We start from the raw sequence: 23,693 nt of genomic DNA, 5'->3' as shown, positions 1-23,693 counted from the left end.
CGCTCAGGGCGCCAGTGCGGCGAGCTGCGCGCGGTTGGCCTGCAGCCACTGTTCGAACGGCTGCGGCGCCTGCCCGGTCAGCGCCTGGTAGTCGCCGGTGACGGCGGCCACGCGACCGGCGGCGGTGTTGCTGTCGAACGAGGCCAGCACGCGCGCCAGCGGCTCCGACAGCCCGGCGCCGACCATGCCCTGGACCAGGCCTTCGACCGGGACCGGCACGACCTGGATCGGCCTGCCGAGCGTCTGCGCGACCAACGCGGCGATCTCGGCGGTGCTGTAGGCGCGCGCGCCGCTGAGGGTCAGCGTGCGCCTGGCCTCGCCGCCGCCGGCCAGCGCGACCGCGGCAGCGCGTGCCAGGTCGTCGCGGGCGATATGCGCGATGCGGCCGTCGCCGGCGGCGCTGTACCAATGGCCCGAGGCCAGCACCGACGGCAGGCTCATGAACAGGTTCTCGAAGTACCAGTGGTTGCGCAGCACGGTCCAGCCGGGCAGGGCGCTGGCGGCCAACGCGTCCTCGGTGCCGGCGTGGTCGGCGGCGATCAGCAGCGGCGAATCCTGCGGTTCGGGGCAGGAGGTGTAGACCACATGGCGCACGCCGGCGCGTGCGGCCGCGGCGATCGCCGCCTGGTGTTGGGCGAGGCGATGGCCGGGGCGGTCGATCGCGTCGGTGCTGATCAGCAGCAGGCGTCCCGCGCCCGCAAACGCGGTGTCGAGCGATGCGGGTGCGTCGAAGTCGCCGTGGCGGACCTCTACGCCGCGCGCCGCCCAGGCGCTCAGGGTCTCGGGACGGCGGGTCAGGGCCACGATGCGCGCCGGCGGCAGCTGCAGCGTGTCCAGCAGGTGGGCCAGCACGCGCTGGCCGAACTGGCCGCCGGCGCCGGTGACGAGCAGGGAGTCGGGATGAGTGGACATGGGTTTCCTTGGGGAGTGGCCGGTGCCGGCGCTCGCCAAGCGGCGCTGCCGTGCAACCCGACCGTGGTGGTCTGGAAAAGGAACCAGGTGCATAGTAGGGATCGCCGCAGGGCTGTAAAGACGGCACTTTTCCCGCCCCTGATTACTTCGAGGTAACCGCCATGTCCGCCCCCGCGTCGTCTTTCGCCGTGCCGGCCGAGCCGCCGTTGAGCCAGAAGCTGCGCGACTACCGCGGCGAGGGCATGCCGATCGACCGCTGCCCGGTGCGCGACGTGCTCGCGCAGATCGGCGACAAGTGGAGCACCCTGTTCCTGTTGCTGCTGGCCGAGCGCCCGCACCGTTTCGGCGAATTGCGCCGCGCGGTGCCGGACATTTCCCAGCGCATGCTGACCCAGACCCTGCGCGACCTGCAGCGCGAAGGCCTGGTCGCGCGCGCGGTGCTGCCGCTGGTGCCGCCGGGCGTGGAATACCGGCTGACCACGCTGGGGCAGTCGCTGGCCGCGCCGCTGGCGCAGCTGGTGCAGTGGGCCGAGGCCAATCACGCCGCGGTGCGCGCGGCGCGTACCGCGTTCGAAAGCGCACTGCCGGATGCCACGGCCAGCGACAGCCGCCGCCGCGCGTAGCCGGCGCCGCGCCGCGCACGGCGGCGCAAGACCGCGCCAATTTCCAATACCTCCGCCGCGCGCTCGCGCAGCATGCCGTTGCCGGCGCATCGCGTGCCGGTTGCCAGCGCCGTTGCCGCGGTGCCGGCCTTCGTGCAGCCGAGGAAGTCCGTATGCGTTCGAAAATCGCCGCCGCCCTACTGTCGTCGAGCCTGCTGTCGCTCGGCGCGTTCGCCGCGATGGCCGCGCACTCGCCGTCGGCGGCCGTGCGCTCCGCCGCCACGCCGCCGGTCGCGGTCGCCCCGCAGTACGACACCACCCACGTCTACGTCGCGCCGGCCGATGTGGACCGCTTCGTCGCCAGCTTCCTGGCCACCTTCGGCGGCACCAGCACGCGCCAGGTGGTGGCGACGGTGACGCCGACGCCGAGCAGCACCACCTCGCAGCTGCTGCAGACTCCAGTCGGCACGGTCTCGCTGTTCGGCTTCACCACGCCGGTCCCGCATCCGTTCGGCGCCGAGCGCAACGGCCTGCTGGTGCGCGACCTGGACCAGGCGGTGGCCGCGGCGCGCGCCGCCGGTGCCGACGTGCTGGTCGCGCCGTTCCCCGACCCGATCGGCCGCGATGCGGTGGTGCAATGGCCGGGTGGGGTCAACACACAGCTGTACTGGCATACCACCGCGCCGTCGTACGCGGCCTTCCGCACGCTGCCGGAGAACCGCGTGTATCTGTCGCCGGACCGCGCCGACGCCTTCGTGCGCAGCTTCCTCGCCTTCTCCCACGGCAAGCTCGTGGACGATGCGCGGCAGGCGCCGGGACAGGAGATCGGCCGCCCCGGCGAACACTACCGGCGCATCCGCCTGCTCTCGGATTTCGGCAAGACCACGGTGGCGGTCAGCGACGGCCACCTGCCGTATCCGTACGGCCGCGACACCACCGGTTACGAAGTCGAGGACCTGCAGCAGACCCTGGACAAGGCCAAGGCGGCCGGCGTGCGGGTGCTGGTGGCGCCGTTCGCCGCGCAGGACCGGCGCAGCGCGGTGGTGGAATTCCCGGGCGGTTACGTCGCCGAGATCCATAGCCCGCTGGCGAGTTGAGCGGGGACGTGCACGGCGCCCGGCGCATGCGGCACGGTGCGTTGCTGGCGCTGGCCGGCACGATCGCGATCGCGGCGCCGGTGCGCGCCGAGGAACAAGCGCCGCAGCCGGACGCGCCGGCGACGCGGCCGCGGCCGAGTACCAACCGCTGGCAGGAAGACTGGTCGGCGCTGGCCGATCCGGCCCTGCGGCAAACGCCGCTGGACCGCTTGAAGTACCTGCCGTTGGCTGCCGACGACACGCAACGCTACCTGTCGCTGGGCGCCAACCTGCGCGAGCGTTTCGAGTCGAACGACGCGCCCGGCCTGGGCACCGGCGACGCGGCCGATGCCTACCTGCTGCAGCGGCTGCAGCTGCACGCCGATCTGCGCCTGGGCAGCGACTGGCAGGCGTTCGCGCAACTCGAGGACGTACGCGCCTATGCCAAGCGCGTGCATTCCGGCGCGGACCAGAACCGGCTCGACCTGCGCCTGGCCTTCGCCGCCTACCAGCATGCCTTCGCCGCCGGCACCTTCAAGGCGCGCGTGGGGCGGCAGGATTTCGCCTTCGACCTGCAACGCTTCGTGTCTTCGCGCGATGGCCCCAACGTGCGCCAGTCGTTCGATGCGGTGTGGGCCGACTGGGAAACCGCGCGCTGGCGCGTGCTCGGGTTCGTCAGCCAGCCGGTGCAGTACGCCGATGCGCGCGCCTTCGACGACAGCTCCAGCCGCCGCGTGCGCTTCGGCACGCTGCGCGCCGAGCGCAAGGTGCTCGGCGACAACGAACTGTCCGTCTACTACGCGCTGTACTCGCGCGATCAGGCGCACTACCTGGATGGCAGCGGCCGCGAGCGCCGCCATGTGGTCGACCTGCGTTTTGCCGGCGCCGCCAGCGGCGCGGACTGGGACCTGGAAACGATGGCGCAGCGCGGCAGCGTCGGCCAGCAAGCGATCCGTGCCTGGGCGGTCGGCGCGCGTGCCGGCTACACGTGGCAGCGGCTGGCAACGCAGCCACGCCTGGGTCTGCAACTGGATGCCGCCTCCGGCGACGCGCACGCCGGCGACGGCCGCGTGGGCACGTTCAATCCGCTGTTCCCGAACGGCTACTACTTCGCGCTCGCCGGCTACACCGGCTACAGCAATCTGCTGCACGTCAAGCCGTCGCTGCAGTGGCAGGCCGCGCCGGCGCTGACCGCGACCCTGGGCGTGGGCCTGCTGTGGCGGCAGAGCACCGCCGATGCCGTGTACCTGCAGCCCACTGTGCCGGTGGCCGGCAGCGCCGGCCATGGCGGACGCTGGACCGGCCGCTATACCCAGCTGCGGCTGCAGCGTCCGTTGTCGCCGCAACTCACCGCAGCGCTGGAAGCGGTGCGCTACGACGTCGGCCGCGCGCTGCGCCAGGCCGGCGCGCGCGACAGCGACTATGTCGGCGTGGAACTGCGCTGGGCCTGGTAGGCGTCCGCTGGACGCCGCCGCCCTGCACTTGGCGCACAACGCGACACGAATCTCCAAGACGCCGCCGCCATCGCGCGCCAGCATCGCGCTTTCCCCCGCATACCAGGATGTCGCCATGCCGCTCGCCGCTCTGCCCGTTCCGGGCGCCACGTTGCTCACGCCGGGCGACCACACCCTGATCATGATCGACTTCCAGTCGCAGATGGCCTTCGCCACGCACTCGATCGATGCAGGCGCGCTGCGCACCAATGCCGCCTTGGTGGCCAACGCCGCGGCCAGCTTCGGCGTGCCGACGATCCTGACCACGGTGGCGGAAAAGAGCTTCTCCGGGCCGATGTTCGACGAAGTGGTCGCGCCGTTCCCGGGCCAGGCGCTGCTCGACCGCACGTCGATGAACACCTGGGAAGACGCGGCGGTGATCCAGCGGGTCAACGAGATCGGCAAGCCGCGAATCGTGCTGGCGGGGTTGTGGACCAGTGTGTGCATCGTCGGCCCGGCGCTGTCGGCGCTGGATCAGGGCTTCGAGGTTTACGTGATCGCCGATGCCTGCGGCGACGTCTCGGCCGAGGCGCACAACCGCGCCATCGAGCGCATCGTGCAGGCCGGCGGCCGGCCGATGACCGCGCTGCAATACCTGCTGGAACTGCAGCGCGACTGGGCGCGCACCGACACCTACGCCACCACCACCGAGGTGGCGCGCAAGTACGGCGGCGCCTACGGCCTGGGCATCGTCTATGCCCGGACCATGTTCGGTGCCCACGAAGGCTGAGCGGAGCGCGCCGATGAAGACCTATCTGGTATCGCTGGGCCTGGGCCTGCTGGTCGGCGTGATCTACGCGCTGTTCAAGGTGCGTTCGCCGGCGCCGCCGGTGATCGCGCTGGTCGGCCTGCTCGGCATCCTGCTGGGCGAGCAGTTGCCGCCGCTGGTGCAGCGGCTGCTGCGCAGCGACGCCCACCCGACCTCGTGGTTCCACCACCAGGTCAAGCCGCACGTGTTCGGCGAACTGCCGCAGCGCACGCAAGCGCCGGCGCAACCGGAACGAGGGGAACACGACAATGGCTGAGCCGCATGCGACCGACGCCGCGCCGGACCTGATCCTGTACCACGGCCGCTTCACCACCCTGGACCGCGCGCGTCCCAGTGCCACGGCGGTGGCGATCCAGGACGGCCGCTTCCTGCAGGTCGGCGGCGACGAGGAGATCCTGCCGTTGGCTGGCACGCACACCCGGCGCATCGACCTGCAGGGCCGCTGCGTGCTGCCGGGTTTGATCGACAACCACCTGCACCTGATCCGCGGCGGCCTCAACTACAACCTGGAACTGCGCTGGGACGGCGTGCGCAGCCTCGCCGACGCGATGGACATGCTGCGCCGGCAGGTGGCGATCACCCCGGTGCCGCAATGGGTACGCGTGGTCGGCGGCTTCAGCGAGCACCAGTTCGCCGAGAAGCGCTTGCCGACCATCGCCGAACTCAATGCGGTGGCACCGGACACGCCGGTGTTCCTGCTGCACCTGTACGACCGCGCGCTGCTCAACGGTGCCGCGCTGCGCGCGGTGGGCTACGGCAAGGACACGCCGGCGCCGCCGGGCGGGGAGATCGTGCGCGACGCCGAGGGCAACCCGAGCGGACTGCTGCTGGCCAAGCCGAACGCATCGATCCTGTACGCGACGCTGGCCAAGGGCCCGAAGCTGCCCTACGACTACCAGGTCAATTCGACCCGGCAATTCATGCGCGAACTGAACCGGCTCGGCGTCACCGGCGCGATCGATGCCGGCGGCGGTTTCCAGAACTACCCGGACGACTACAAGGTGATCCAGGAACTGGCCGACGCCGGCCAGCTCACCATCCGCCTGGCCTACAACCTGTTCACCCAGAAGCCGCAGCAGGAGAAGGAAGACTTCCTCCACTGGACCGCCAGCTCGCGCTACCAGCAGGGCGACGACTACTTCCGCCACAACGGCGCCGGCGAGATGCTGGTGTTCTCCGCCGCCGACTTCGAGGACTTCCGCCAGCCGCGGCCGGACATGCCGCCGCAGATGGAGACCGAGCTGGAAGACGTGGTGCGGATCCTGGCGCAGAACCGCTGGCCGTGGCGCCTGCATGCGACCTACGACGAGACCATCAGCCGCGCGCTGGACGTGTTCGAACGCGTGGACCGCGAGATCCCGCTGCAGGGGCTGCACTGGTTCTTCGACCACGCCGAAACCATTTCCGAAAAATCCATCGACCGCATCGCCGCGCTCGGCGGCGGCATCGCCGTGCAGCACCGCATGGCCTACCAGGGCGAGTATTTCGTCGAGCGCTACGGCATCGGCGCGGCGCAGGCCACGCCGCCGGTCAAGCGCATGCTGGAGAAAGGGGTCAAGGTCTCGGCCGGCACCGACGCCACCCGCGTGGCCTCCTACAACCCGTGGGTGTCGCTGGCGTGGCTGGTGACCGGACGCACCGTCGGCGGCCTGCGCCTGTATCCGCAGCGCAATTGCGTGGACCGCGAGACCGCGTTGCGGATGTGGACCGAACACGTCACCTGGTTCAGCAACGAGGAAGGCAAGAAGGGCCGCATCCAGGCCGGCCAGTTCGCCGATCTGGTGGTGCCGGACCGCGACTATTTCGGCTGCGCCGAAAGCGACATCGCCGACACCACCGCGTTGCTGACCATGGTCGGCGGCAAGGTGGTGTGGGCCAGCGGCGCGTTCGCCGAACACGACGAGGCGCCGCCGCCGCCGGCGCTGCCGGACTGGTCGCCGGCGCGCAGCTTCCGCGGCTACGGCGCCTGGGGCGAGGCGCCGCCGGCGGCACTGTCGCAACGGATCGCGGTCAGTTGCGGCTGCGCCCACGACTGCACGATCCATGGGCACCAGCACGCCACCGCGTGGAGCAGCCAGTTGCCGATCGCCGACCTGAAGAGCTTCTGGGGCGCGCTGGGCTGCGCGTGCTGGGCGGTATGAGCCGGATGCGCACGACGCGCGCGATCTGCACGCAGGCCGGCAGCGGTGCGCTTGGCGTGCCGCGCGCCGCCGGCATCGCGCGGAGCGTGCGCCATGCGTGAGGCGACCCGCCCGGTCGGCACGCGCCTCACCCCGGCATGGCTGCGCTGGCTGGCGCTGCTCGGCCTGTGCGCGGCCTATCTGCAGGGCGGGCTGGTCAAGGCCTTCGCCTTCGACGGCGCAGTGGCGGAAATGGTGCACTTCGGCATGGCGCCGGCCGCGCCGCTGGCGGCGGCGGTGATCGTGCTGGAACTGGGCGCGTCGCTGCTGATCCTGAGCGGCGCGTATCGTTGGCTGGGCGCCCTGGCGCTGGCCGGCTTCACCCTGGTGGCCGCGTGCGTGGCCAACCGCTATTGGGAGATGAGCGGCATGCAACGCTTTGCGGCGATGAACGCGTTCTACGAACACCTGGGCCTGGTCGGCGGCTTCGTGCTGGTGGCCTGGCACGACCTGCGCGAGCGCGCGCATGGCTGAGTCCACCGCACCCGCGCCGGCGACCGGCAGCTTCGCCCCGCTGCGGCATCGCGTGTTCGCGGTGTTGTGGGCGGCCACCGTGCTCGGCAACGTCGGCAGCTTCATGCGCGACGTCGCCAGTTCCTGGCTGGTCACCGACCTGTCCGACAATCCTGCCGCGGTGGCGCTGATGCAGACCGCGGCGACGCTGCCGGTGTTCCTGCTGGCGATCCCGGCCGGCGTGTTGTCGGACATCCTCGACCGGCGCCGCTTCCTGATCTGCGTGCAGCTGCTGCTGGCCAGCGTCAGCGCCAGCCTGCTGCTGCTGTCCAAGACCGGCGCGCTCACGGTCGAATACCTGGTCGCGCTGACCTTCGTCGGCGGCATCGGCAGCGCGCTGATGGGGCCAACCTGGCAGGCGATCGTGCCGGAGCTGGTGCCGCGCGCCGACCTGAAGAACGCGGTGGCGCTGAACTCGCTGGGCATCAACATCGCGCGCGCGCTGGGCCCGGCCGGCGGCGGCCTGCTGCTGGCCAGCCTGGGCGCGGCCGCCGCCTACGCCAGCGACGTGCTCAGCTACGTGTTCGTGGTCGCCGCGCTGCTGTGGTGGCCGCGCGCCAAGGTCGCCGACAGCGGCCTGTCCGAGCAGTTCTTCGGCGCCTTTCGTGCCGGCCTGCGCTATGCCCGCGCCAGCCGCGAGTTGCACGTGGTGCTGCTGCGCGCGGCGGTGTTCTTCGTGTTCGCCAGTTCGGTGTGGGCGCTGCTGCCGCTGGTGGCGCGGCGCATGCTCGGCGGCAGCGCCGGGTTCTACGGCGTGCTGCTCGGTGCGGTCGGGGTCGGCGCGATCCTCGGTGCGATCGTGCTGCCGCAGTTGCGCAAGCGCCTGGACGCCGATGGCCTGGTGCTGCTGGCCGCGGTGTTGACCGCGGCGGTGATGGCGGCGCTGGCGGCCACGCCGTCGCAGACGGTCGCCGTGCTGTTGTTGCTGGTGCTCGGCGTCGGCTGGATCGTGGCGCTGACCACGCTCAACGGCGTGGCGCAGGCGGTGCTGCCGAACTGGGTGCGCGGCCGCGGCCTGGCGGTGTACCTGACCGTGTTCAACGGCGCGATGGCCGGCGGCAGCCTGGGCTGGGGGTTGATCGCCGCGCAGCTCGGCATCGCCGCCACGCTGCTGCTCGGCGCCGGCGCGCTGCTGCTGGTCGCGCTGGTATTCCATCGCCTGCGCCTGCCCAAGGGCGAGGCCGACCTGCAGCCATCCAACCACTGGCCCGAGCCCTTGCTCAACGCACCGGTGGCGCACGACCGCGGCCCGGTGATGGTGCAGATCGAATACCGCGTGCGTGCTTCCGACCGGCCGCCGTTCCTGCACGCCTTGCGCGAGCTGTCGCAGGAGCGGCGCCGCGACGGTGCCTACGCCTGGGGCATCACCGAGCACAGCAACGAGCCGGAGCGGGTGATGGAATGGTTCCTGGTCGAATCCTGGGCCGAGCATCTGCGCCAGCACCAGCGCGTCTCGCATGCCGACGCCGACCTGCAGGACGCCGCGCTGCGCTACCACATCGGCCCGGAGCGGCCGGTGGTGCACCATTTCCTGGCGCTGGATCTGCACCAGGCGCAGCCACCGGCTGCCGATGGGCGTGGCGGCTAGCGTGTTTTCAGCGCGGGGTTCCACGCTTGGCGAAGTGGAAGGAGCAGACGTGGTGGGGAGGAAGGGCTTCAGTTGCGATGGCGTGTCGGTACCGCCCGTCGCGACTGAAGTCGCTCCCACAGGTGTTGCCCGCGATACGACCGGATGCGCAGACAAACAGACAGCTGCTTCAGCATGCCCGCGCGTTAGCCGATGCAGCAACGCCATAACGCCATAGCGCCACCGTAGGAGCGACTTCAGTCGCGACGAACGAAGTCATCGGCACGGCTGTCGAGTGGGCGTATCGGCGCCGATGTCGCGGCGGCATATCCAGCGCTCACATCGCTGGCCATGAAAGACCAGCGTCAACGGCCGTGCGTAGACCAGAAGCCCGCACCGCCGCCTATTCCACCTCGGCCACGCTCGCGCTATAGGTCGCGCCATCGCGGCGCACCCGCACCGCGCCGCCGAACACCGCCGACAACGGCGCATCGGCCAATAGTTCCTCGCGCGTGCCGTCGGCATACACATGGCCGCCGCGCAGCAGGATCACCCGCTCGATCTCCGGCACGATCTCCTCGATGTGGTGGGTCACCAGCACCAGGGTGATGCCCTGGCGGGCGAGGTCGCGCATCGTCGCCAGCAGGTGTTGGCGCGCGATCAGGTCCAGCCCGGTGCTGGGTTCGTCCAGCAGCAGCGCCTGCGGCCGGTTGACCAGCGCCCGCGCGATCAGCACGCGCCGGGTCTCGCCGGCCGACAGTTCCGCATACGGCCGCTGCAGCAGCGGCAACGCATGCGCCAGCTGCAGCGCCTCGCGCGCGCGGTCGCGCATGGTCTGGGTCACCTCGCGATGCGGCGGCACCACGTAGCTGGCGAAGAAGCCCGACAGCACCGCGCTCTCCACGTCCAGCCCGGGCATGTCGGCGAGATTGACGCTGAGGTCGCCGGTGACGATGCCCAGCTGGCTGCGCAGCCGGTCCACCTGCCAGCGGCTCTGTCCCAATACCCGCACCGGCGCGGCTTCGCCGGCGCGCGCCAGCGGATACAGCTCGCGCGTGATCAGCTTGATGAACGAGGACTTGCCGCAGCCGTTCGGGCCGAGCAGCGCGGTGTGCTGGCCGAGCTCGATGCGCAGGCTCAGCTCGTGCAGCACGCGCACCTGGCCGCGCACCACGCTGGCGCGGTCCAGTTCGATCAGCGGCGCGGCGGCCGGCATGGGAGTTGCATCGGGGAGGGGGGCGGACATGGAAGTGAAACCGTTCTGTGATCAAGAGCGCGCAGCGGCTGAATACCGTACGCAGGCGATGGGTGAAGTTTGCCGCCACTGGCCCCATCATGTCTCCTATACCAACCTGGCGCACGCCTTCACCGGCCTGGAGTTCTGGCAATGTCCGACGCGATCCTCGATTTCCTCAGCACCGGCCTGCTCGACGTCGGCTGGTGGGGCATGCTGGCGGTGCTGCTGGTGTTCACCCAGCTGACCATCTTCGCGGTGACCCTGTACCTGCACCGCAGCCAGGCGCACCGCGGCGTCGATTTCCATCCGCTGCTGTCGCACTTCTTCCGCTTCTGGACCTGGTTCACCACCTCGATGATCACCAAGGAGTGGGTGGCGATCCATCGCAAGCACCACGCCAAGGTGGAAACCGACGAGGATCCGCACAGCCCGCAGACCAAGGGCATCGGCCGCGTGTTCTGGCGCGGCGTGGAGCTGTACCGCGAAGCGCGCGCCATGCGCGGCGACATCGAGCAGTACGGCAAGGGCGCCCCGGACGACTGGATCGAGCGCCGCCTGTACACCGCGCACGCGAACTGGGGGCCCATCGCCCTGTTCGCCTTCAACTTCCTGCTGTTCGGCCTGCCCGGCATCGCCCTGTGGGCGTTGCAGATGGCCTGGATCCCGTTCTGGGCGGCCGGCGTGGTCAACGGCCTCGGCCACTGGTGGGGCTACCGCAACTTCGAATCGGCCGACACCTCGACCAACCTGACCCCGTGGGCGCTGTGGATCGGCGGCGAAGAACTGCACAACAACCACCACGCGTTCCCGAGTTCGGCGCGCTTCTCGATGCGGCGCTGGGAACTGGACATCGGTTGGGTCGCGATCCGCGCGCTGGCCGCATTGCGCCTGGCCAAGATCCTGCGCGTGGCGCCGACCCTGGACGTGCGCCCGAACATCGCCGTGCCCGATGCCGACACCCTGCGCGCGCTGCTCTCGCACCGTTTCCAGGCGATGACCGACTACCAGCGCAACGTCTTCACCCCGGCGCTGAAGGAAGAGGCCGCGCAGGCCGGCGCCAAGCTGCGCCAACTGCTGCCGCGGCGCCTGCGCAAGGGCCTGGTCGACGACGGCCGCTGGCTCAAGCCGGACGCGCGCGAACAGCTGCAGCACTGGGTCGCGCAGCGCCCGCGCATGCGCACCCTGGTCGAGCACCGCGCACGCCTGGCCGCCCTGCTGGAAGCGCGCAGCCACGACGCCAGCGAACGCCTGAAGCAACTGCAGGCCTGGTGCCACGACGCCGAGGCCAGCGGTATCGCCGCGTTGCAGGCGTATGCGGCGCGGTTGAAGGGCTACGCGTTGGCATGAGCCGCGGTTTCCTGCAGACGCTTCGCGAACGCCGCCTCGTGCGGCGTTCGTCGTTCATGGCAGTACTCGTGGCATTGGCCGTGCTTGGCGACGCCGTCGGCGCCGCCAGCGCGCAGGTGGTCGATACCACCGGAAGCTACCTGCAGCGCATGGACCGCGACGGCGACGGCCGCGTCAGCCTGGACGAATACCTGGCCTGGATGAGCTACGCCTTCGACGCCCGCGACCTCGACCACGACGGCGTGCTCAGCCCCGCCGAACTCCCCGGCGGCCGCGGCAAGGCGATCACCCGCGTCCAGCACCAGGCTACGTTGACTGCTCGTTTTCGCAAGCAGGACGGCAATGGCGATGGGTACTTGAGCGCCAGGGAGCTGGCGGCGCCGCCGCAGTGAGAGGTTGACCCGGCCCATGTCGTCCATGTCGGGTCTTAGCGCGGGGCTTGAGACGTGAGTTCCGTCACCTGGACGATTTTGCACCTAAGGAAAGGTGCAGCAGCGCCATCGAAAGGAAACAGACGGCGGTCGCATCGCTTCGAATGCCGACCATCGCCAAGGCGAGAAAGCAGTACATCGCGGCCAGTTTGCTGTGCGAGGAAGAGTGCATGGTCGTTTCGCTCTGCAGGTAAGTTCGATGTGTCTCCTCGCCGTTGCCCGACGCCGCCGTCCACCGCTGATGCCTAGATGACGCTCTGCAATGCCCAGCTCTTGCAACGCTGAAAATTCTCTTCGTTGTTCCAGACCATGATGTAGGTCGGGCCCCGCACGCGTCCGATCAGTTCCAGCGCCTTTTCCCGGTCGCGTGCCAAGCAGGCGAAACGGGCAAAATTCTGCAGGTTCCACTCATCCGGATAGACCTTGAGCACATCGTCGATTCCCGCACGCATGGTCGACCAGCGCGCAAGCGACTCGCTGAACAGTCGTTCGTCGTAGACCGATTGCGAGGCGTACCAATAGATGCGTGCGTACAGTCCTTTCCCTTCCCGCGCACGAGTGCGCTCCATCGCCATCCTGGTGAACCGTTCGATGTCGGCCGCACTGCCTCCCCATTTTGGCGAATAGAACTCGATCGCGTGGAAATAGATCTCGTAGTACTCGGGATACCGCGTCATCGCTTCATCGATCAAGGTCTGGAAACGGGCATCGTCCCACTGCTGCGCCTTGGCGACGGATTCCATCTTGACGTACCACTCCGGATCCGACGATGCGATCTTCTTGTTGTCCTCCAGATAGCGTCTCGTCGCCTCGATTCCGGCTCTGAACGGTGCCCAGTCCTCCGGTCGAACCGTATTCGCATAGCCCCCGCCGCGATGGCTCCAGGCGCGTCTGGACAGCCACTCCGCGTACGCCAACCGTGCGGTCGGAGACTTCGGATATGCCGCGATCCAGCGTTTGGCGGTCTGTTCCTTTTCCGCCCATGTCGCCTCGTCGTACGTACCTATGAGGAAATAGCGATCGACGCCGCCATGGAGCACACTCAATTTCCAGACGCCGCTGGAGGTACGGGTTTGCCGCGTTCGGAATTGCGTGGCCTGCCGCTCGAGCGCTGCGAAGTCGCCCTTTTTGAGCGCCTCCTTCGTGCTATCGAGAATCGATGTGCGTTCCTGTATCTCTTCGCTCGATGCCAGCGTGGAAAGCATCGAGGCGGCGACAAATAGAAACGCAGTCAACACGCGATGATTTGTCCAGCTCATTGCTCCGGCTCTCCTTGAAAAAATCGTGCTTCCTTAACGGATATGGGAGGCATCCTATACGATGCTGCCGCCGGCTTGCTCCGCCCGCGCACACTGGTGTGTCTCCGCCCAGCGCCCCCGACCCACGCAGCCGAAGGCGTCGGGTGGGAATCGGGCGGCGTGTGGACGATCAAAGGTGCCAGAGAAAATATTCACTTAAACAGATATTCCCTCGGGTGCATTTTTGGCGACACCGCTACAGTCAGGGTAAGAAGTGAGTTCAAGCAACTCCAGCTGTAATAACTTAGTGATTTACACATCTAGTTTTCAGCCTGGCGCTGGGATGAACTCAACTTCTCGGCTTTTTAGATCAAGTATGAGCCAATGCTCTGAACCCGGAGGTCTTGGAGCGTTGGCTGGGTATTTTTCAGGTATCGCGAACCAACGGACCGTTTTCTTGCAAACCCTTCGATCGATTAGCTGAAAATTATTCAATCCAAGTTTCTCCATTTGAAGCTTGACTTCAGGTGGCGGGCTCTTATCAATCCCAAGCGTGGTCTTGCAGTTTTTCGCAACAGCTACGCAAGGAATGGCTAATATAATTAGTATCCAGAAGAAGCGCATTTGTTATCCTCTCGTCTTTTTATGGCTTGATTTAGTTGCTGATCAATGTCTTTGTCTTTAATTCCGCTGGCCTTAATCTTTTTCAGGCAGCAGATAATTATTTTGTCGGCGCGACATTCAGTTTCAAAAGACTCCTCACGCCATTTTTCATAGTCGTAGTCTTTGGGCCATGGCTGAGCGCCTCTGGGCCGCCCGATGCATGAGCCAGGATGTCTCGTTTCGAGAAATCTCTTATGCTCATTTTCGTGAGGCTGAGTGCATACAGTTCCGCAACCAAGATTGCAATTTCCAGCTTCTACGCCGCCTTTTCCATCACAGTATGTCAGGCCATATGATCCGCTGCATGTTTTGGTATCCCAAACAGGCTCTAATCCAAAAATGTCGAAAAATATTAGTGGACTTGACATGACATAGTTGTAGGTAGAAATACCACCTGGAATTCCAATCGGATCACTCTGCCCATACCGCCCAGTGCTGGAGTCATAGTCCCGGAAGTAGTTCTGGTTGAACCCCGTCGCCGCATCGTAGCGCTGCCCGGGGAAGCGCATGTCGAACACGAACGCGGTGCCGTCCTTGTCCGGGTCCTGGTCCGGCGGGGTGTTGCCGAACGCTTCGCCCTTCAGGTCCCAGCGCCAGATCGCGGCATCACGGGTCGGGTCGATCACCGCGCGCGGGCTGCCCAGATGGTCCGGCTGTACGTAGCGCGGGCTGTTCTTGGCCAGCACGCCCACCGGCAGGTCGTCCAGCCAGATCGCCTGCTGCAGCGCGGCTCCGTTGGCGTCGTAGTTGCGCAACCAGTGACCGCTCTCGTCGTACAGCGCGTAGGTGTTGGTCTTGTCCACCCGCCGCACCTGCTCGCCGCGCCAGTTGTAGCCGTACTTCATCACCACCGCGCCCGCGCGCTTGGCCTGGCTCATCCGGCCCGTGGCGTCGTAATCGAACTCCTGCCCGATACTGCCGATTGCGGGAGTATTGCTCGCGGCTTCGTAGAGGGGCGCGATTGTTTGTCGCGCGATTGTTTGTCATGAAAAAGCTCAAAAAATTAAAGAATTTCCGCCTTATTTCTCTTTGTGTTCCATGAAACAAGTTTCATGACTCCTGGTGGCCAAGGCTGCGAAGGTGGGAAATCCGGTGGCAAGGCATACCAAGTCACATATGTTGTGCATACCGTTTTGTTCACTAATTGGAATTTTTCCATTTTTTGCTTCTTGAGTTCCTTTTTAACCGCAGCGGGCAACTTATGGTCTACTCCAAGGGAAGTTTCGCATGCTTCGCTGGCAACAACATTGGATATAATTGGTACTAAAAAAATCAAAAGCCATAGTCTTCGCATTTTCTGGACTCCCGACGTTTTGTGGCTTCAAGAAGATTACGCTTTGCATTCGCATCTAATGGAATATTTTTCCTAAGTTTTGAGATGCAATCAATGGTAATGGCATCAGCTCTACATTCCGTTTCATGGAACTCACGCGCATAAGCCGCGCTATCAGCACTGTAAGTCTGAGGCCAAGGAGCTGCTCCAAGCGGACGGCCCAAGCATGCACCAGGATGCACGGTTTGAAGAAATCTCTTGTGCTCTTCTTCATGACGCTGCGTGCACTCGCGATCGCAACCATTATTGCAGTTACTCACCATGAAGCCACCTTTTCCATCACAGGTTGTTAGACCTAGTTGGCCAGCGCAAGTCTTGGTATCCCAGACAGCTTCCAATCCAAGTGGATCATAGAGGCGAGTCGGTGTACCTAACGAATAAAGATAGGTAGAAGTTCCTCCTATCAACCCAATCGGATCACTCTGCCCATACCTCCCAGTGCTGGGATCGTAATCGCGGAAGTAGTTCTGATTGAACCCCGTCGCCGCATCGTAGCGCTGCCCCGGGAAGCGCATATCGAACACGAATGCGGTGCCGTCCTTGTCCGGGTCCTGGTCCGGCGAGGTGTTGCCGAAGGCTTCGCCCTTCAGGTCCCAGGTCCAGATCGCCACGTCGCGCACCGGGTCGATCACTGCGCGCGGACTGCCCAGGTGGTCTGGCTGCACGTAGCGCAGGCTGTTCTTGGCCAACACCCCCACCGGCAGGTCGTCCAGCCAGATCGCCTGCTGCAGCGACGCGCCGTTGGCGTCGTAGTTGCCCAGCCAGTGCCCGCTCTCGTCGTACAGCGTGTAGGTATTGGTCTTGTCCACCCGACGCACCTGCTCGCCGCGGCCGTTGTAGCCGTACTTCATCACCACCGTGCCCGCGCGTTTGGCCTGGCTCATCCGGCCCGTGGCGTCGTAGGCGAACTCCTGTGCGGTGCCGCCGATGGACAGCGTGTTGCCGATCGCGTCGTAGGTGCGGGCCTTACCGGCCACTGCGCTGAGGCGGTGATTGGTGGCCAGATAGGTATAGGTCTGCGTCGTGGTGTTGACCTTGGCGCTGAGCCGGTTACCAGTAGCGTCGTAGCTGTAGCCGTCGATCACCGTGCCGGTCGGGCCGTCCTTGAACGCAGTCAATCGGCCTAGCGCGTCGTAGTCCAGGCTGACTACCGGAGCGGTATTGCCCGCGGCGGTCAGGGCGCTGAGGTTGCCGGCCGTGTCGAAGGCGAAGCCGGTGCTCAGGCCGTCACTGCGGGTGTCGCTGACCGCCACGGGACGGTCGTCCTGGTCCAGCACGCGCTGCATCGGACGGCCGTTGTTGTCGCTACTCCAACGGAGCTCGCCCCTGAATATCCTCAATCCGGTAAGTGCATTTATTGACTGAATACTTAGCACCAGCCCCCTTTATGGTCCCACGAGGGTAATTGTATGGCAAAAACTTTACCGTATATTTATCCTGCTCTAAAACTGCGGTTAATTGGTAATTTTCTATCTTCCTTAAAAATTCTCTCAGCGGCTTATTTGCAGGCTGCGCAGGCACCTTGGACAAGAACGTGGAAAAGTCTTGATAAGACTGATCGATAGCTCGCAGTATTCCACCCTCCTGGCATTTTGGAGCAGGCGTAAGAGGCTCTCCTTTCGCCATTGTTGCAATGGCCGGAATTGCCAAGATGCTGATAGTAGCGATGATTCTACTTCCCACTTTCGCAATCATATTTATCTCCAGGAGACGGATAAGGGACATTCCTTACATTTCCAGTAACTGGATTGAATCGCTTAATTACACCAGTAGGCGTGCCGAGATATGAAAAATAAGGATTTCCAAAGGAGGCTGCGAACCGCGCATCGTCGATGGCAGAGTCGTAATCTCCCGGCTCACTAAAAAGCTCAGGATTTACCGGTCGCCCGTCGAAATATTTATAGTAATTTCCATGCGAATGGTAGTCGCCAACAAAATCTTTTTGCATAGGCTGCAAGGTAACTTGAAACTTATCGCCGTCCGTGATTGGAGACGTATATGTATAACCGCCACCAGGCAACAACTTTAGCCTCCCGCCATATTCAAATCCTGACCTGCGAGTCAGAGTATTTGCATCACTAACAGCGGCTGCAGCGGCACTATCAATTGTTTTATAGCGATCACCGGGCGCCAGCCCAAACAGATCAATACTGCTTACAGGATTTCCACCAGCATAGGCGAACGTGTTAACTCCCCCAGCTAGTCCGATCCGATCACTCTGCCCATAACGCCCGGTGCTGGCGTCATAGTCCCGGAAATAGTTCTGGTTGAACCCTGTCGCCGCATCGTAGCGCTGCCCCGGGAAGCGCATGTCGAACACGAAGGCCGTGCCGTCGCCGTCCGGGTCCTGATTCGGCGGAGTTTTACCGAAAGCTTCACCCTTCAACTCCCAGGTCCAGATCGCCACGTCGCGGACCGGATCGATCACTGCACGCGGGGTGCCCAAGTGATCTGGTTGCACGTAATGCAGACTATTGCTCGCCAGCACGCCAACCGGCAAGTCGTCCAGCCAGATCACTTGTTGCAGTGCTAGACCAGTCGAATCGTAGTCGCCTAGCCAGTGCCCGGTTTCGTCGTACAACGTGTAGGTGCCGGCCGTGCCCAGGAACTTGCGGACCTGCTCGCCGCGACCGTTGTATTGGTAGTTCATCACGACCGCGCCCGCGTGCTTGGCCTGGCCCATGCGGCCGTTGGCGTCGTACACGAATTCCTGCGCGGTGCCACCGATCGAGAGCGTATTGCCAATCGCGTCGTAGGTGCGGGCGGTGCCGGCCACCGCGCTCAGGCGGTGACTGGCCGCCGGATAGCTGTAGGTCTGCGTGGTGGTATTGACCTTGGCGCTAAGACGGTTGCCGGTGGCGTCGTAGCTGTAGCCGTCGATCACCGTGCCGGTCGGGCCGTCCTTGAACGCGGTCAATCGGCCCAGCGCGTCGTAGTCCAGGCTGACTACCGGAGCGGTATTGCCCGCGGCGGTCAGGGCGCTGAGGTTGCCGGCCGGGTCGAAAGCGAAGCCGGTGCTCAGGCCGTCACTGCGGGTGTCGCTGACCGCCAGGGGACGGTAGTCCTGGTCCAGCACGCGCTGCATCGGACGGCCGTTGCCGTAGGACCAACTCGCCACCGGGCCGAACGGGTAGTAGGTCGCGTTGTTCAACAGCACCTGCCGTGTGCCAACGGCTGGGGTCACGCCGACCTCGGTGGTCTGGCCTTGGGCGTTGCGCACATAGTCCACCGCTGCGCCGTCGGGATAGGTCAGCCGGCTGAACTGGCCGGCCTTGGTATAGGCGTAGCGCAGCACGAACACCTTGCCATTGGTGGTCTGTACCTTGCGGACCAGGTCGCCGAAGCGGTCGTAGCAGTAGTCGGTGCTGCCGCTGCCGTCTTGCATCCGGGCCAGGCGGCCGATCGCGTAGGTTTCGCCGCTAGCGCAGACAGTCTGGCTCACGTCGTAGGTATAAGTGACGTTGAGGCTGCTGGTCGGATACGCGACTTGGATCAGCCGGTTCAGGGCGTCGTAGCTGTAGGTGGTGGTGACGTTACGCGCATCGGTCTGCGTGGCGCGGTTGCCGGCGCTGTCGTAGGTATAGGTCGTCGTGCCGGTATCCGGGCTGGTCAGCGTGGTCAGGTCGCCCAGGCCGTTGTAGGCGTAGGTGGTGTCCAGGCCTTTCGGATCGGTGACCTTGGTCAGGTTGTCGAGCGCGTCGTAGCCAAACTTGGTCTCAGCATTGATACCACCCACGTCCTGCAGTGTACGCGCCAGGCGGTTGAGCGGGTCGTAGTCGTTCTGGCTGACGTGACCAAGTGCGTCGGTCACCGTCTTGGTGTTGCCGTTGGCGTCGTAGCCGAAGTCGGTCGGGTCGCCGCCGGCAGTGGCCTGCGTCGCCAGCTGGCCGAGCTGGTTATAGATCCGCGACAGCGTGCGCTTGAGCGTGCCCGACGCGTCCTTGGTGTCTTCCTTGAACCGGTTGCCGGCGTTGTCCAGCGTGTAGTGCATTGAATTGCCGGCGTTGTCGGCGATATCGGTCAGACGCTGCGCCGTGTCGTAGGTGAAATGGGTGAATGCGCCATCTGGCTGGGTCACCTGCTTGACCAGCCCGGTCGGCCAGTAGTCGATCAGGGTGATGCGGTCGTCGTTCTCGCTGGCAGTGTCGGCACCGCGAACCTTGCTGGCCGTCAGCCAGCCGCGCGGGTGATAGGTGTAGTCGATCACCAGGCCGTTGGCGTCTTTCATCGACAGCACGCGACCGACGCCGTCGTAGGACAGGTACTCGGTCACCTGACCGAGGGCGTTGGTGACCCTCCATAGGTCGCCTTTTCGATAACGGCAAACTCCACCAGGGCTCGTGCAACCCGCGTCGTCGCTGGGGTAATAAGCGTACTGCACACTATCGGCGGCATCGGTTCGGGGGCCGTCAACTGCCTTGATCAGCCCAACGATGGGGCACGTGCTTCCCGGTGCTGAAACATCCGCTGTTTCGCAGTAGCTGATCGCGGTGACGCGGGCTTGGTTGGTGTCTATGTCGGTCGTGGTTACGGTCTGCGGTTGCAGCCTGGCATTGCGCGCATAGCTGACGATTGCACGATCGGACTGGAGACGCAGCACACGGTTCGAATCAGTGGTGGTATGAGTAATGACCGTACTCTGTTCCGGAAGCCCGAAAGCTCTTTGAACTGTATGCACACTCATTCTTACGCCGGACTCGACCACGTCACCGTAAGTATGCTTGGTAACCACCCCAGCGCGATCGGTTTTAGCGCTAAGACGACGACGAAAATCGGTGGAAGCCTCGTAGTACGAGTAGGTCTCAGTTCCGGCACTATTCGTGATTGACGCTATTTTTGGCGGGCCTTCGCCGGCGCTTGTCATGGTAAAGGTGGACTGCTCGCCATGCGCATCGGTGGCAATCGTCCCTGCCGGCGTATAAACAAAGTTGCTCGCATCGGCGCCGCCTGCGTGCGTGCTGGATATGGCGCGCCCTTTGTCATCGTATGCAAATGTGCTGAACCGTTGACCATCCTCTGCGGTGATACCGGTCAAGTGCCGCGGAAAGCGAGCATCTTCATAATGGTATGTGCGTTGTCCCCCATCTGGATACGTCACGGTGCTGAGTCGCCCGTTATCGTATGTATAGGAGGCTAGTAGAGACCCTTGGGAACTCACCCCAGTAATCTGCGCATCGCTCGATGTATCTGCATAAGCGAATTCGATAGCGCGCCCTTGAGCGGAAACGATTGACTGCAGCCTTCCATGCTGGTCATAGCTGTAGAAGAGCCGGCTTGCGTCCTCGTTGTCACGCGAAACAAGGCGGCCCGCTCCATCAAATGTGTAGACACCATCTTGGCGATACAGCTTCCAGTTGCTTCCGTCGGCCGTTATGCGCTCGCCGCTTCCGTTAGCTGCCAGATATTCTCCACTGGCCGGCATAAAAAGAGTTGCATAACCACTTCCCTCGATGACTCCGAAATACGGGGAAGCTATGGAAAGACGGATCTGGTGAGAGTCCGACCAACCCAATCCCCAGCGCCCCGATGTCGTCACGACACCCGAATGGTAATACCGCTCCAGCTCTATCCAGCCGAGGTCGATGTCTTTTTCTGTCTCGTATTTGTCGCCGGTCTTTACATCGCAGGGGTTTCCGAAAAGTCCTGACGGGCTTTTGGTGCCGCGAGTACATTCCATTTGAGTGGTGACTACAGTCGCCGTAAATTCCTCATTTATGCAAGCGTTCTGGTCAACTTTCCAGGTCATATACGGATTCGGGCAAATCGAAATCCTCATGATCTGAGCTTCACTAGCCTCTACGGTGCAACTTCCATCCAAATCATTAAAGTACGGATAAGTGTAGTAGTAATCTGCGACTTCCATGCCTTCAAGGTCTGGGGAATACGGGCTCCATTCGCTCGTACGCAAGAATGTTGCCGATGCGCATGGCGGGCTACCTCCTTGATTGAGCGCCCCAATAGATTCGCTAATTAGTTCCTCTTCCGTGTCGGTACTTTGCCCGTTGATTCCGAAATACTGGAGTGTTCTCTCCTTTTTTCCCATCCAATAAACTATTGAAATTTCGCCGTCTGCAGAGAGCGAAGTCGATTTAATCTCGGTTACATACTGGTAGGCATCGGGCGCATTTGCAGGTCCCGGAATGGCTCGGATCGCTGCTTCGGCCTGCTGCTGGGTCTCGTAAGTTCCAACTAATGTGCCATCGCTTTTGTTCACGCGAAAGGTTTGATTGGCTTCCTGCCCAATCGCCAACAAAGGTAGCCAAGTAAAAAGCACGAGAGTAGCAACCGCTATTCGTGGCCACCTCGATTTCAACATATGGAAGAGGCCAAACGCCGAGCAATTGTTGTTCTTGTACGCCATGACTCTTCCTTAGTCAGTTGATTTCGATTGGCTACTAGTAAGATCGATATCTTTAACAGATGTCCGTAAAGCACTTCCAGGCCACAAGAACAAGATGCCGCTTGACGACCCTCGGCTCTCTTAGATGATGCCACAGCGTTTCGCGCATGCTCGCGACAGAGTGTGTACTGACTCGATATCCTTTTCTATGACAGCCTTTGCAGCTACCCCGCCTAGAATCCATTTGGTCCAACACCCGAAACACAAGCTACAAGACATCAGGGCGATGAAATTGCCCGTGCCATGTTTTGTGATGCATCTCCCCTCGCCCATCCAAGGCTGGCAGGGCATCTCCGGAACGTTACGCGAGTTGGCCCGGCGCACCGTGTGTTACAGCGCCGAACCGGTGTCTTGATAGTCGGGATGAAGACTTGGCCGGGTCCTACCCTCCGCCCGTCCCCCATCGCCGCCACGTCCGACAATCGCGACACACTTCGCCAGCTAAGCTTGTCAATCGATTGTCACGCAGTCCAGCACCCATGCCCGAACTCCCCGAAGTAGAAACCACCCGGCGCGGCCTGGAGCCGCATCTGCTGGGGCGGCGCATCCACGGCGTGATCCTGCGCCGGCCGGACCTGCGCTGGCCGATCCCGCCGGAAGTGGCGCAGCAGCTGCCGGGGCAGCGCATCGACGGCATCCGCCGCCGTGCCAAGTACCTGCTGATGGACACCGACGCCGGCAGCGCGCTGCTGCACCTGGGCATGTCCGGCAGCCTGCGGGTGCTGCCCGGGGACACGCCTCCGCGGGCGCACGACCATGTCGACATCAGCCTGGAAGACGGGCGCGTGCTGCGCTTCAACGATCCGCGCCGGTTCGGTTGCCTGCTGTGGCAGGCGCCGGGCCAGACTCACCCGCTGCTCGAGGAGCTGGGGCCGGAGCCGCTGTCGGACGAATTCGACGGGGATTACCTGTTCCGGCGCAGCCGTGGCCGCAGTGCGCCGGTAAAGACGTTCTTGATGGACCAACGCATCGTGGTCGGAGTCGGGAACATCTATGCCGCCGAAAGCCTGTTCCAGGCAGGAATCAGTCCGCTGCGCGAGGCCGGGGAGGTCTCGCGGGCACGCTATGCGCGCCTGGCCGAGGCGGCCAAGGCGATCCTCGGCTACGCCATCGCCCGCGGCGGCACCACCTTGCGCGACTTCATCAGCCCGGACGGCGCGCCGGGCTATTTCGAGCAGGAACTGGCTGTCTACGGCCGCGAGGGCGAGGCCTGCAAGCGCTGCGGGCGGCCGCTGCGCCACGCCAGCATCGGCCAGCGCGCCAGCGTCTGGTGCGGGAGCTGCCAGCGCTGACGGGCGGCCGCCGCTGGCCGCCGGCGCGCGCTATAGTCCGCGCGACTCCCGGCCGGAGGAGAGACCGCCGTGGTAGAGACTGCTCCCGAGATCACCGTGTGGCTGGACGCCGCGCGCGGCGGCGACCGCGAGGCGCTGGATCGCGTGCTCAGCACGCTCTACCAGGAACTGCACAGCATGGCCCGGCGCCAGCTGGCCGGGCAGCAGGCGCAGACCCTGGATGCGACCTCGCTGGTCCACGAGTCCTATCTGAAGCTGCTCGGCGCGCACGGCATGGCCCGTTTCGACGGCCGCGCGCACTTCTTCGCCTACGCCGCCTCGGCGATGCGCAGCGTGGTGGTGGATTACGCGCGCAACCGCCTGACCCGCAAGCGCGGCGGCGATCTCAAGCGCGTCGCCGAGATTCCCGAGGACAGCGGCGGGGTGCGCCTGGACGAGGATCTGCTGGCGCTGGACGTGGCGCTGGACCGGCTGCAGGCGATCGACGAGCGCCTGACCAAGGTGGTGGAGCTGCGCTATTTCGCCGGCCTGTCCGAACAGGAGATCGCCGAGCTGATGCAGCGCTCCGAACGCAGCATCCGCCGCGACTGGCAGAAGGCGCGCATCTTCCTGCTGGCGGCGATGCAGGATCACTAGGACC

The 23,693-nt window shown here is 64.7% G+C and carries 18 protein-coding genes and 2 pseudogenes; 12 read left to right on the top strand and 8 right to left on the bottom strand.

Going from position 1 to position 23,693, the window contains the following annotated elements:
* Positions 1-3: 3 nt before the first annotated feature.
* Positions 4-912, bottom strand: coding sequence for an NAD(P)H-binding protein (locus AB8810_RS23925; RefSeq protein ID WP_369915132.1), 909 nt, complete (start codon positions 910-912; stop codon positions 4-6).
* Positions 913-1,073: 161 nt separating this feature from the next.
* On the opposite strand from AB8810_RS23925, the gene AB8810_RS23920 reads away from it, so the two are divergent.
* From AB8810_RS23920 to AB8810_RS23885, 8 genes are all read left to right on the top strand, one after another.
* Complete coding sequence (locus tag AB8810_RS23920) at positions 1,074-1,535, top strand: winged helix-turn-helix transcriptional regulator (protein ID WP_369915131.1); 462 nt, start codon at positions 1,074-1,076, stop codon at positions 1,533-1,535.
* Positions 1,536-1,753: 218 nt separating this feature from the next.
* Positions 1,754-2,611 carry a VOC family protein gene (locus AB8810_RS23915; RefSeq protein WP_369916718.1) on the top strand — a complete coding sequence of 286 codons (858 nt, stop codon included), beginning with the start codon at positions 1,754-1,756 and terminating at the stop codon, positions 2,609-2,611.
* A 26-nt stretch (positions 2,612-2,637) separates the two neighbouring features.
* On the top strand, positions 2,638-4,044 hold the full coding sequence (locus AB8810_RS23910; RefSeq protein WP_369915130.1) for an alginate export family protein: 1,407 nt from the start codon (positions 2,638-2,640) through the stop codon (positions 4,042-4,044).
* 115 nt (positions 4,045-4,159) lie between these two features.
* Positions 4,160-4,813 carry an isochorismatase family protein gene (locus AB8810_RS23905; protein ID WP_206230201.1) on the top strand — a complete coding sequence of 218 codons (654 nt, stop codon included), beginning with the start codon at positions 4,160-4,162 and terminating at the stop codon, positions 4,811-4,813.
* A 13-nt stretch (positions 4,814-4,826) separates the two neighbouring features.
* Positions 4,827-5,108 carry a DUF1427 family protein gene (locus tag AB8810_RS23900; RefSeq protein ID WP_179570223.1) on the top strand — a complete coding sequence of 94 codons (282 nt, stop codon included), beginning with the start codon at positions 4,827-4,829 and terminating at the stop codon, positions 5,106-5,108.
* Positions 5,101-6,993, top strand: coding sequence for an amidohydrolase (locus AB8810_RS23895; protein ID WP_369915128.1), 1,893 nt, complete (start codon positions 5,101-5,103; stop codon positions 6,991-6,993). The genes AB8810_RS23900 and AB8810_RS23895 overlap by 8 nt, the downstream gene beginning before the upstream one ends.
* 93 nt (positions 6,994-7,086) lie before the next feature.
* On the top strand, positions 7,087-7,506 hold the full coding sequence (locus AB8810_RS23890) for a DoxX family protein (protein WP_369915127.1): 420 nt from the start codon (positions 7,087-7,089) through the stop codon (positions 7,504-7,506).
* Positions 7,499-9,133 carry an MFS transporter gene (locus AB8810_RS23885; protein ID WP_191826698.1) on the top strand — a complete coding sequence of 545 codons (1,635 nt, stop codon included), beginning with the start codon at positions 7,499-7,501 and terminating at the stop codon, positions 9,131-9,133. Before AB8810_RS23890 ends, AB8810_RS23885 begins: the two co-directional genes overlap by 8 nt.
* A 382-nt stretch (positions 9,134-9,515) precedes the next feature.
* Here the strand turns inward: AB8810_RS23885 and AB8810_RS23880 are convergent, their stop codons facing one another.
* Complete coding sequence (locus AB8810_RS23880; protein ID WP_206230205.1) at positions 9,516-10,358, bottom strand: ABC transporter ATP-binding protein; 843 nt, start codon at positions 10,356-10,358, stop codon at positions 9,516-9,518.
* Positions 10,359-10,499: 141 nt separating this feature from the next.
* Between AB8810_RS23880 and AB8810_RS23875 the strand changes: the two genes are divergently transcribed.
* A complete protein-coding gene (locus tag AB8810_RS23875) occupies positions 10,500-11,696 on the top strand; it encodes an acyl-CoA desaturase (RefSeq protein WP_206230206.1) in 1,197 nt (398 codons plus the stop codon).
* A 56-nt stretch (positions 11,697-11,752) separates the two neighbouring features.
* Complete coding sequence (locus AB8810_RS23870) at positions 11,753-12,088, top strand: EF-hand domain-containing protein (protein ID WP_191826700.1); 336 nt, start codon at positions 11,753-11,755, stop codon at positions 12,086-12,088.
* A gap of 64 nt (positions 12,089-12,152) precedes the next feature.
* Here AB8810_RS23870 and AB8810_RS23865 read toward each other — a convergent pair whose 3' ends face one another.
* The 6 genes and pseudogenes from AB8810_RS23865 to AB8810_RS23840 all read right to left on the bottom strand — a co-directional run bounded on the left by AB8810_RS23865 (position 12,153) and on the right by AB8810_RS23840 (position 21,722).
* Positions 12,153-12,299 carry a hypothetical protein gene (locus AB8810_RS23865; RefSeq protein ID WP_191826701.1) on the bottom strand — a complete coding sequence of 49 codons (147 nt, stop codon included), beginning with the start codon at positions 12,297-12,299 and terminating at the stop codon, positions 12,153-12,155.
* Between the two features lie 73 nt (positions 12,300-12,372).
* Complete coding sequence (locus AB8810_RS23860; RefSeq protein ID WP_369915126.1) at positions 12,373-13,386, bottom strand: DUF4034 domain-containing protein; 1,014 nt, start codon at positions 13,384-13,386, stop codon at positions 12,373-12,375.
* A 965-nt stretch (positions 13,387-14,351) separates the two neighbouring features.
* Positions 14,352-14,990 (bottom strand): annotated as a pseudogene (locus AB8810_RS23855) (RHS repeat domain-containing protein); the annotation flags it as partial.
* A gap of 697 nt (positions 14,991-15,687) precedes the next feature.
* Positions 15,688-16,659: pseudogene (locus AB8810_RS23850) on the bottom strand (RHS repeat-associated core domain-containing protein); the annotation flags it as partial.
* 7 nt (positions 16,660-16,666) lie between these two features.
* The gene (locus AB8810_RS23845; protein WP_369915125.1) at positions 16,667-17,056 is read right to left on the bottom strand and encodes a hypothetical protein; all 390 of its coding nucleotides are present in this window, start codon (positions 17,054-17,056) and stop codon (positions 16,667-16,669) included.
* Positions 17,034-21,722, bottom strand: a complete 4,689-nt coding sequence (locus AB8810_RS23840) for an RHS repeat-associated core domain-containing protein (protein WP_369915124.1) — start codon at positions 21,720-21,722, stop codon at positions 17,034-17,036. Before AB8810_RS23840 ends, AB8810_RS23845 begins: the two co-directional genes overlap by 23 nt.
* 518 nt (positions 21,723-22,240) lie before the next feature.
* On the opposite strand from AB8810_RS23840, the gene mutM reads away from it, so the two are divergent.
* Together mutM and AB8810_RS23830 are read left to right on the top strand one after the other, a co-directional pair.
* Entirely contained in the window at positions 22,241-23,053 is an 813-nt protein-coding gene (gene mutM / locus AB8810_RS23835; RefSeq protein ID WP_179570205.1) for a bifunctional DNA-formamidopyrimidine glycosylase/DNA-(apurinic or apyrimidinic site) lyase, read from the top strand.
* A gap of 69 nt (positions 23,054-23,122) precedes the next feature.
* The gene (locus tag AB8810_RS23830) at positions 23,123-23,689 is read left to right on the top strand and encodes an ECF-type sigma factor (protein ID WP_369915123.1); all 567 of its coding nucleotides are present in this window, start codon (positions 23,123-23,125) and stop codon (positions 23,687-23,689) included.
* Positions 23,690-23,693 lie beyond the last annotated feature (4 nt).

Source organism: Xanthomonas sp. NCPPB 3005, from assembly GCF_041228095.2.
GTDB classification, from domain to species: domain Bacteria; phylum Pseudomonadota; class Gammaproteobacteria; order Xanthomonadales; family Xanthomonadaceae; genus Xanthomonas_A; species Xanthomonas_A bonasiae.
Note: the sequence above shows the minus strand (reverse complement) of the source record. Positions and strands in the feature narration are given on the sequence as shown.

Excerpts from the sequence above, each read along its gene's own strand:
- mutM (WP_179570205.1), top strand. The coding sequence starts at position 22,241 with ATGCCCGAACTCCCCGAAGTAGAAACCACCCGGCGCGGCCTGGAGCCG.
- AB8810_RS23905 (WP_206230201.1), top strand. The coding sequence starts at position 4,160 with ATGCCGCTCGCCGCTCTGCCCGTTCCGGGCGCCACGTTGCTCACGCCG.
- AB8810_RS23875 (WP_206230206.1), top strand. The coding sequence starts at position 10,500 with ATGTCCGACGCGATCCTCGATTTCCTCAGCACCGGCCTGCTCGACGTC.
- AB8810_RS23885 (WP_191826698.1), top strand. The coding sequence starts at position 7,499 with ATGGCTGAGTCCACCGCACCCGCGCCGGCGACCGGCAGCTTCGCCCCG.
- AB8810_RS23915 (WP_369916718.1), top strand. The coding sequence starts at position 1,754 with ATGGCCGCGCACTCGCCGTCGGCGGCCGTGCGCTCCGCCGCCACGCCG.
- AB8810_RS23845 (WP_369915125.1), bottom strand. The coding sequence starts at position 17,056 with ATGATTGCGAAAGTGGGAAGTAGAATCATCGCTACTATCAGCATCTTG.
- AB8810_RS23880 (WP_206230205.1), bottom strand. The coding sequence starts at position 10,358 with ATGTCCGCCCCCCTCCCCGATGCAACTCCCATGCCGGCCGCCGCGCCG.
- AB8810_RS23920 (WP_369915131.1), top strand. The coding sequence starts at position 1,074 with ATGTCCGCCCCCGCGTCGTCTTTCGCCGTGCCGGCCGAGCCGCCGTTG.
- AB8810_RS23890 (WP_369915127.1), top strand. The coding sequence starts at position 7,087 with ATGCGTGAGGCGACCCGCCCGGTCGGCACGCGCCTCACCCCGGCATGG.
- AB8810_RS23895 (WP_369915128.1), top strand. The coding sequence starts at position 5,101 with ATGGCTGAGCCGCATGCGACCGACGCCGCGCCGGACCTGATCCTGTAC.
- AB8810_RS23925 (WP_369915132.1), bottom strand. The coding sequence starts at position 912 with ATGTCCACTCATCCCGACTCCCTGCTCGTCACCGGCGCCGGCGGCCAG.
- AB8810_RS23860 (WP_369915126.1), bottom strand. The coding sequence starts at position 13,386 with ATGAGCTGGACAAATCATCGCGTGTTGACTGCGTTTCTATTTGTCGCC.
- AB8810_RS23910 (WP_369915130.1), top strand. The coding sequence starts at position 2,638 with ATGCGGCACGGTGCGTTGCTGGCGCTGGCCGGCACGATCGCGATCGCG.
- AB8810_RS23865 (WP_191826701.1), bottom strand. The coding sequence starts at position 12,299 with ATGCACTCTTCCTCGCACAGCAAACTGGCCGCGATGTACTGCTTTCTC.
- AB8810_RS23840 (WP_369915124.1), bottom strand. The coding sequence starts at position 21,722 with ATGGCGTACAAGAACAACAATTGCTCGGCGTTTGGCCTCTTCCATATG.
- AB8810_RS23900 (WP_179570223.1), top strand. The coding sequence starts at position 4,827 with ATGAAGACCTATCTGGTATCGCTGGGCCTGGGCCTGCTGGTCGGCGTG.
- AB8810_RS23870 (WP_191826700.1), top strand. The coding sequence starts at position 11,753 with ATGGCAGTACTCGTGGCATTGGCCGTGCTTGGCGACGCCGTCGGCGCC.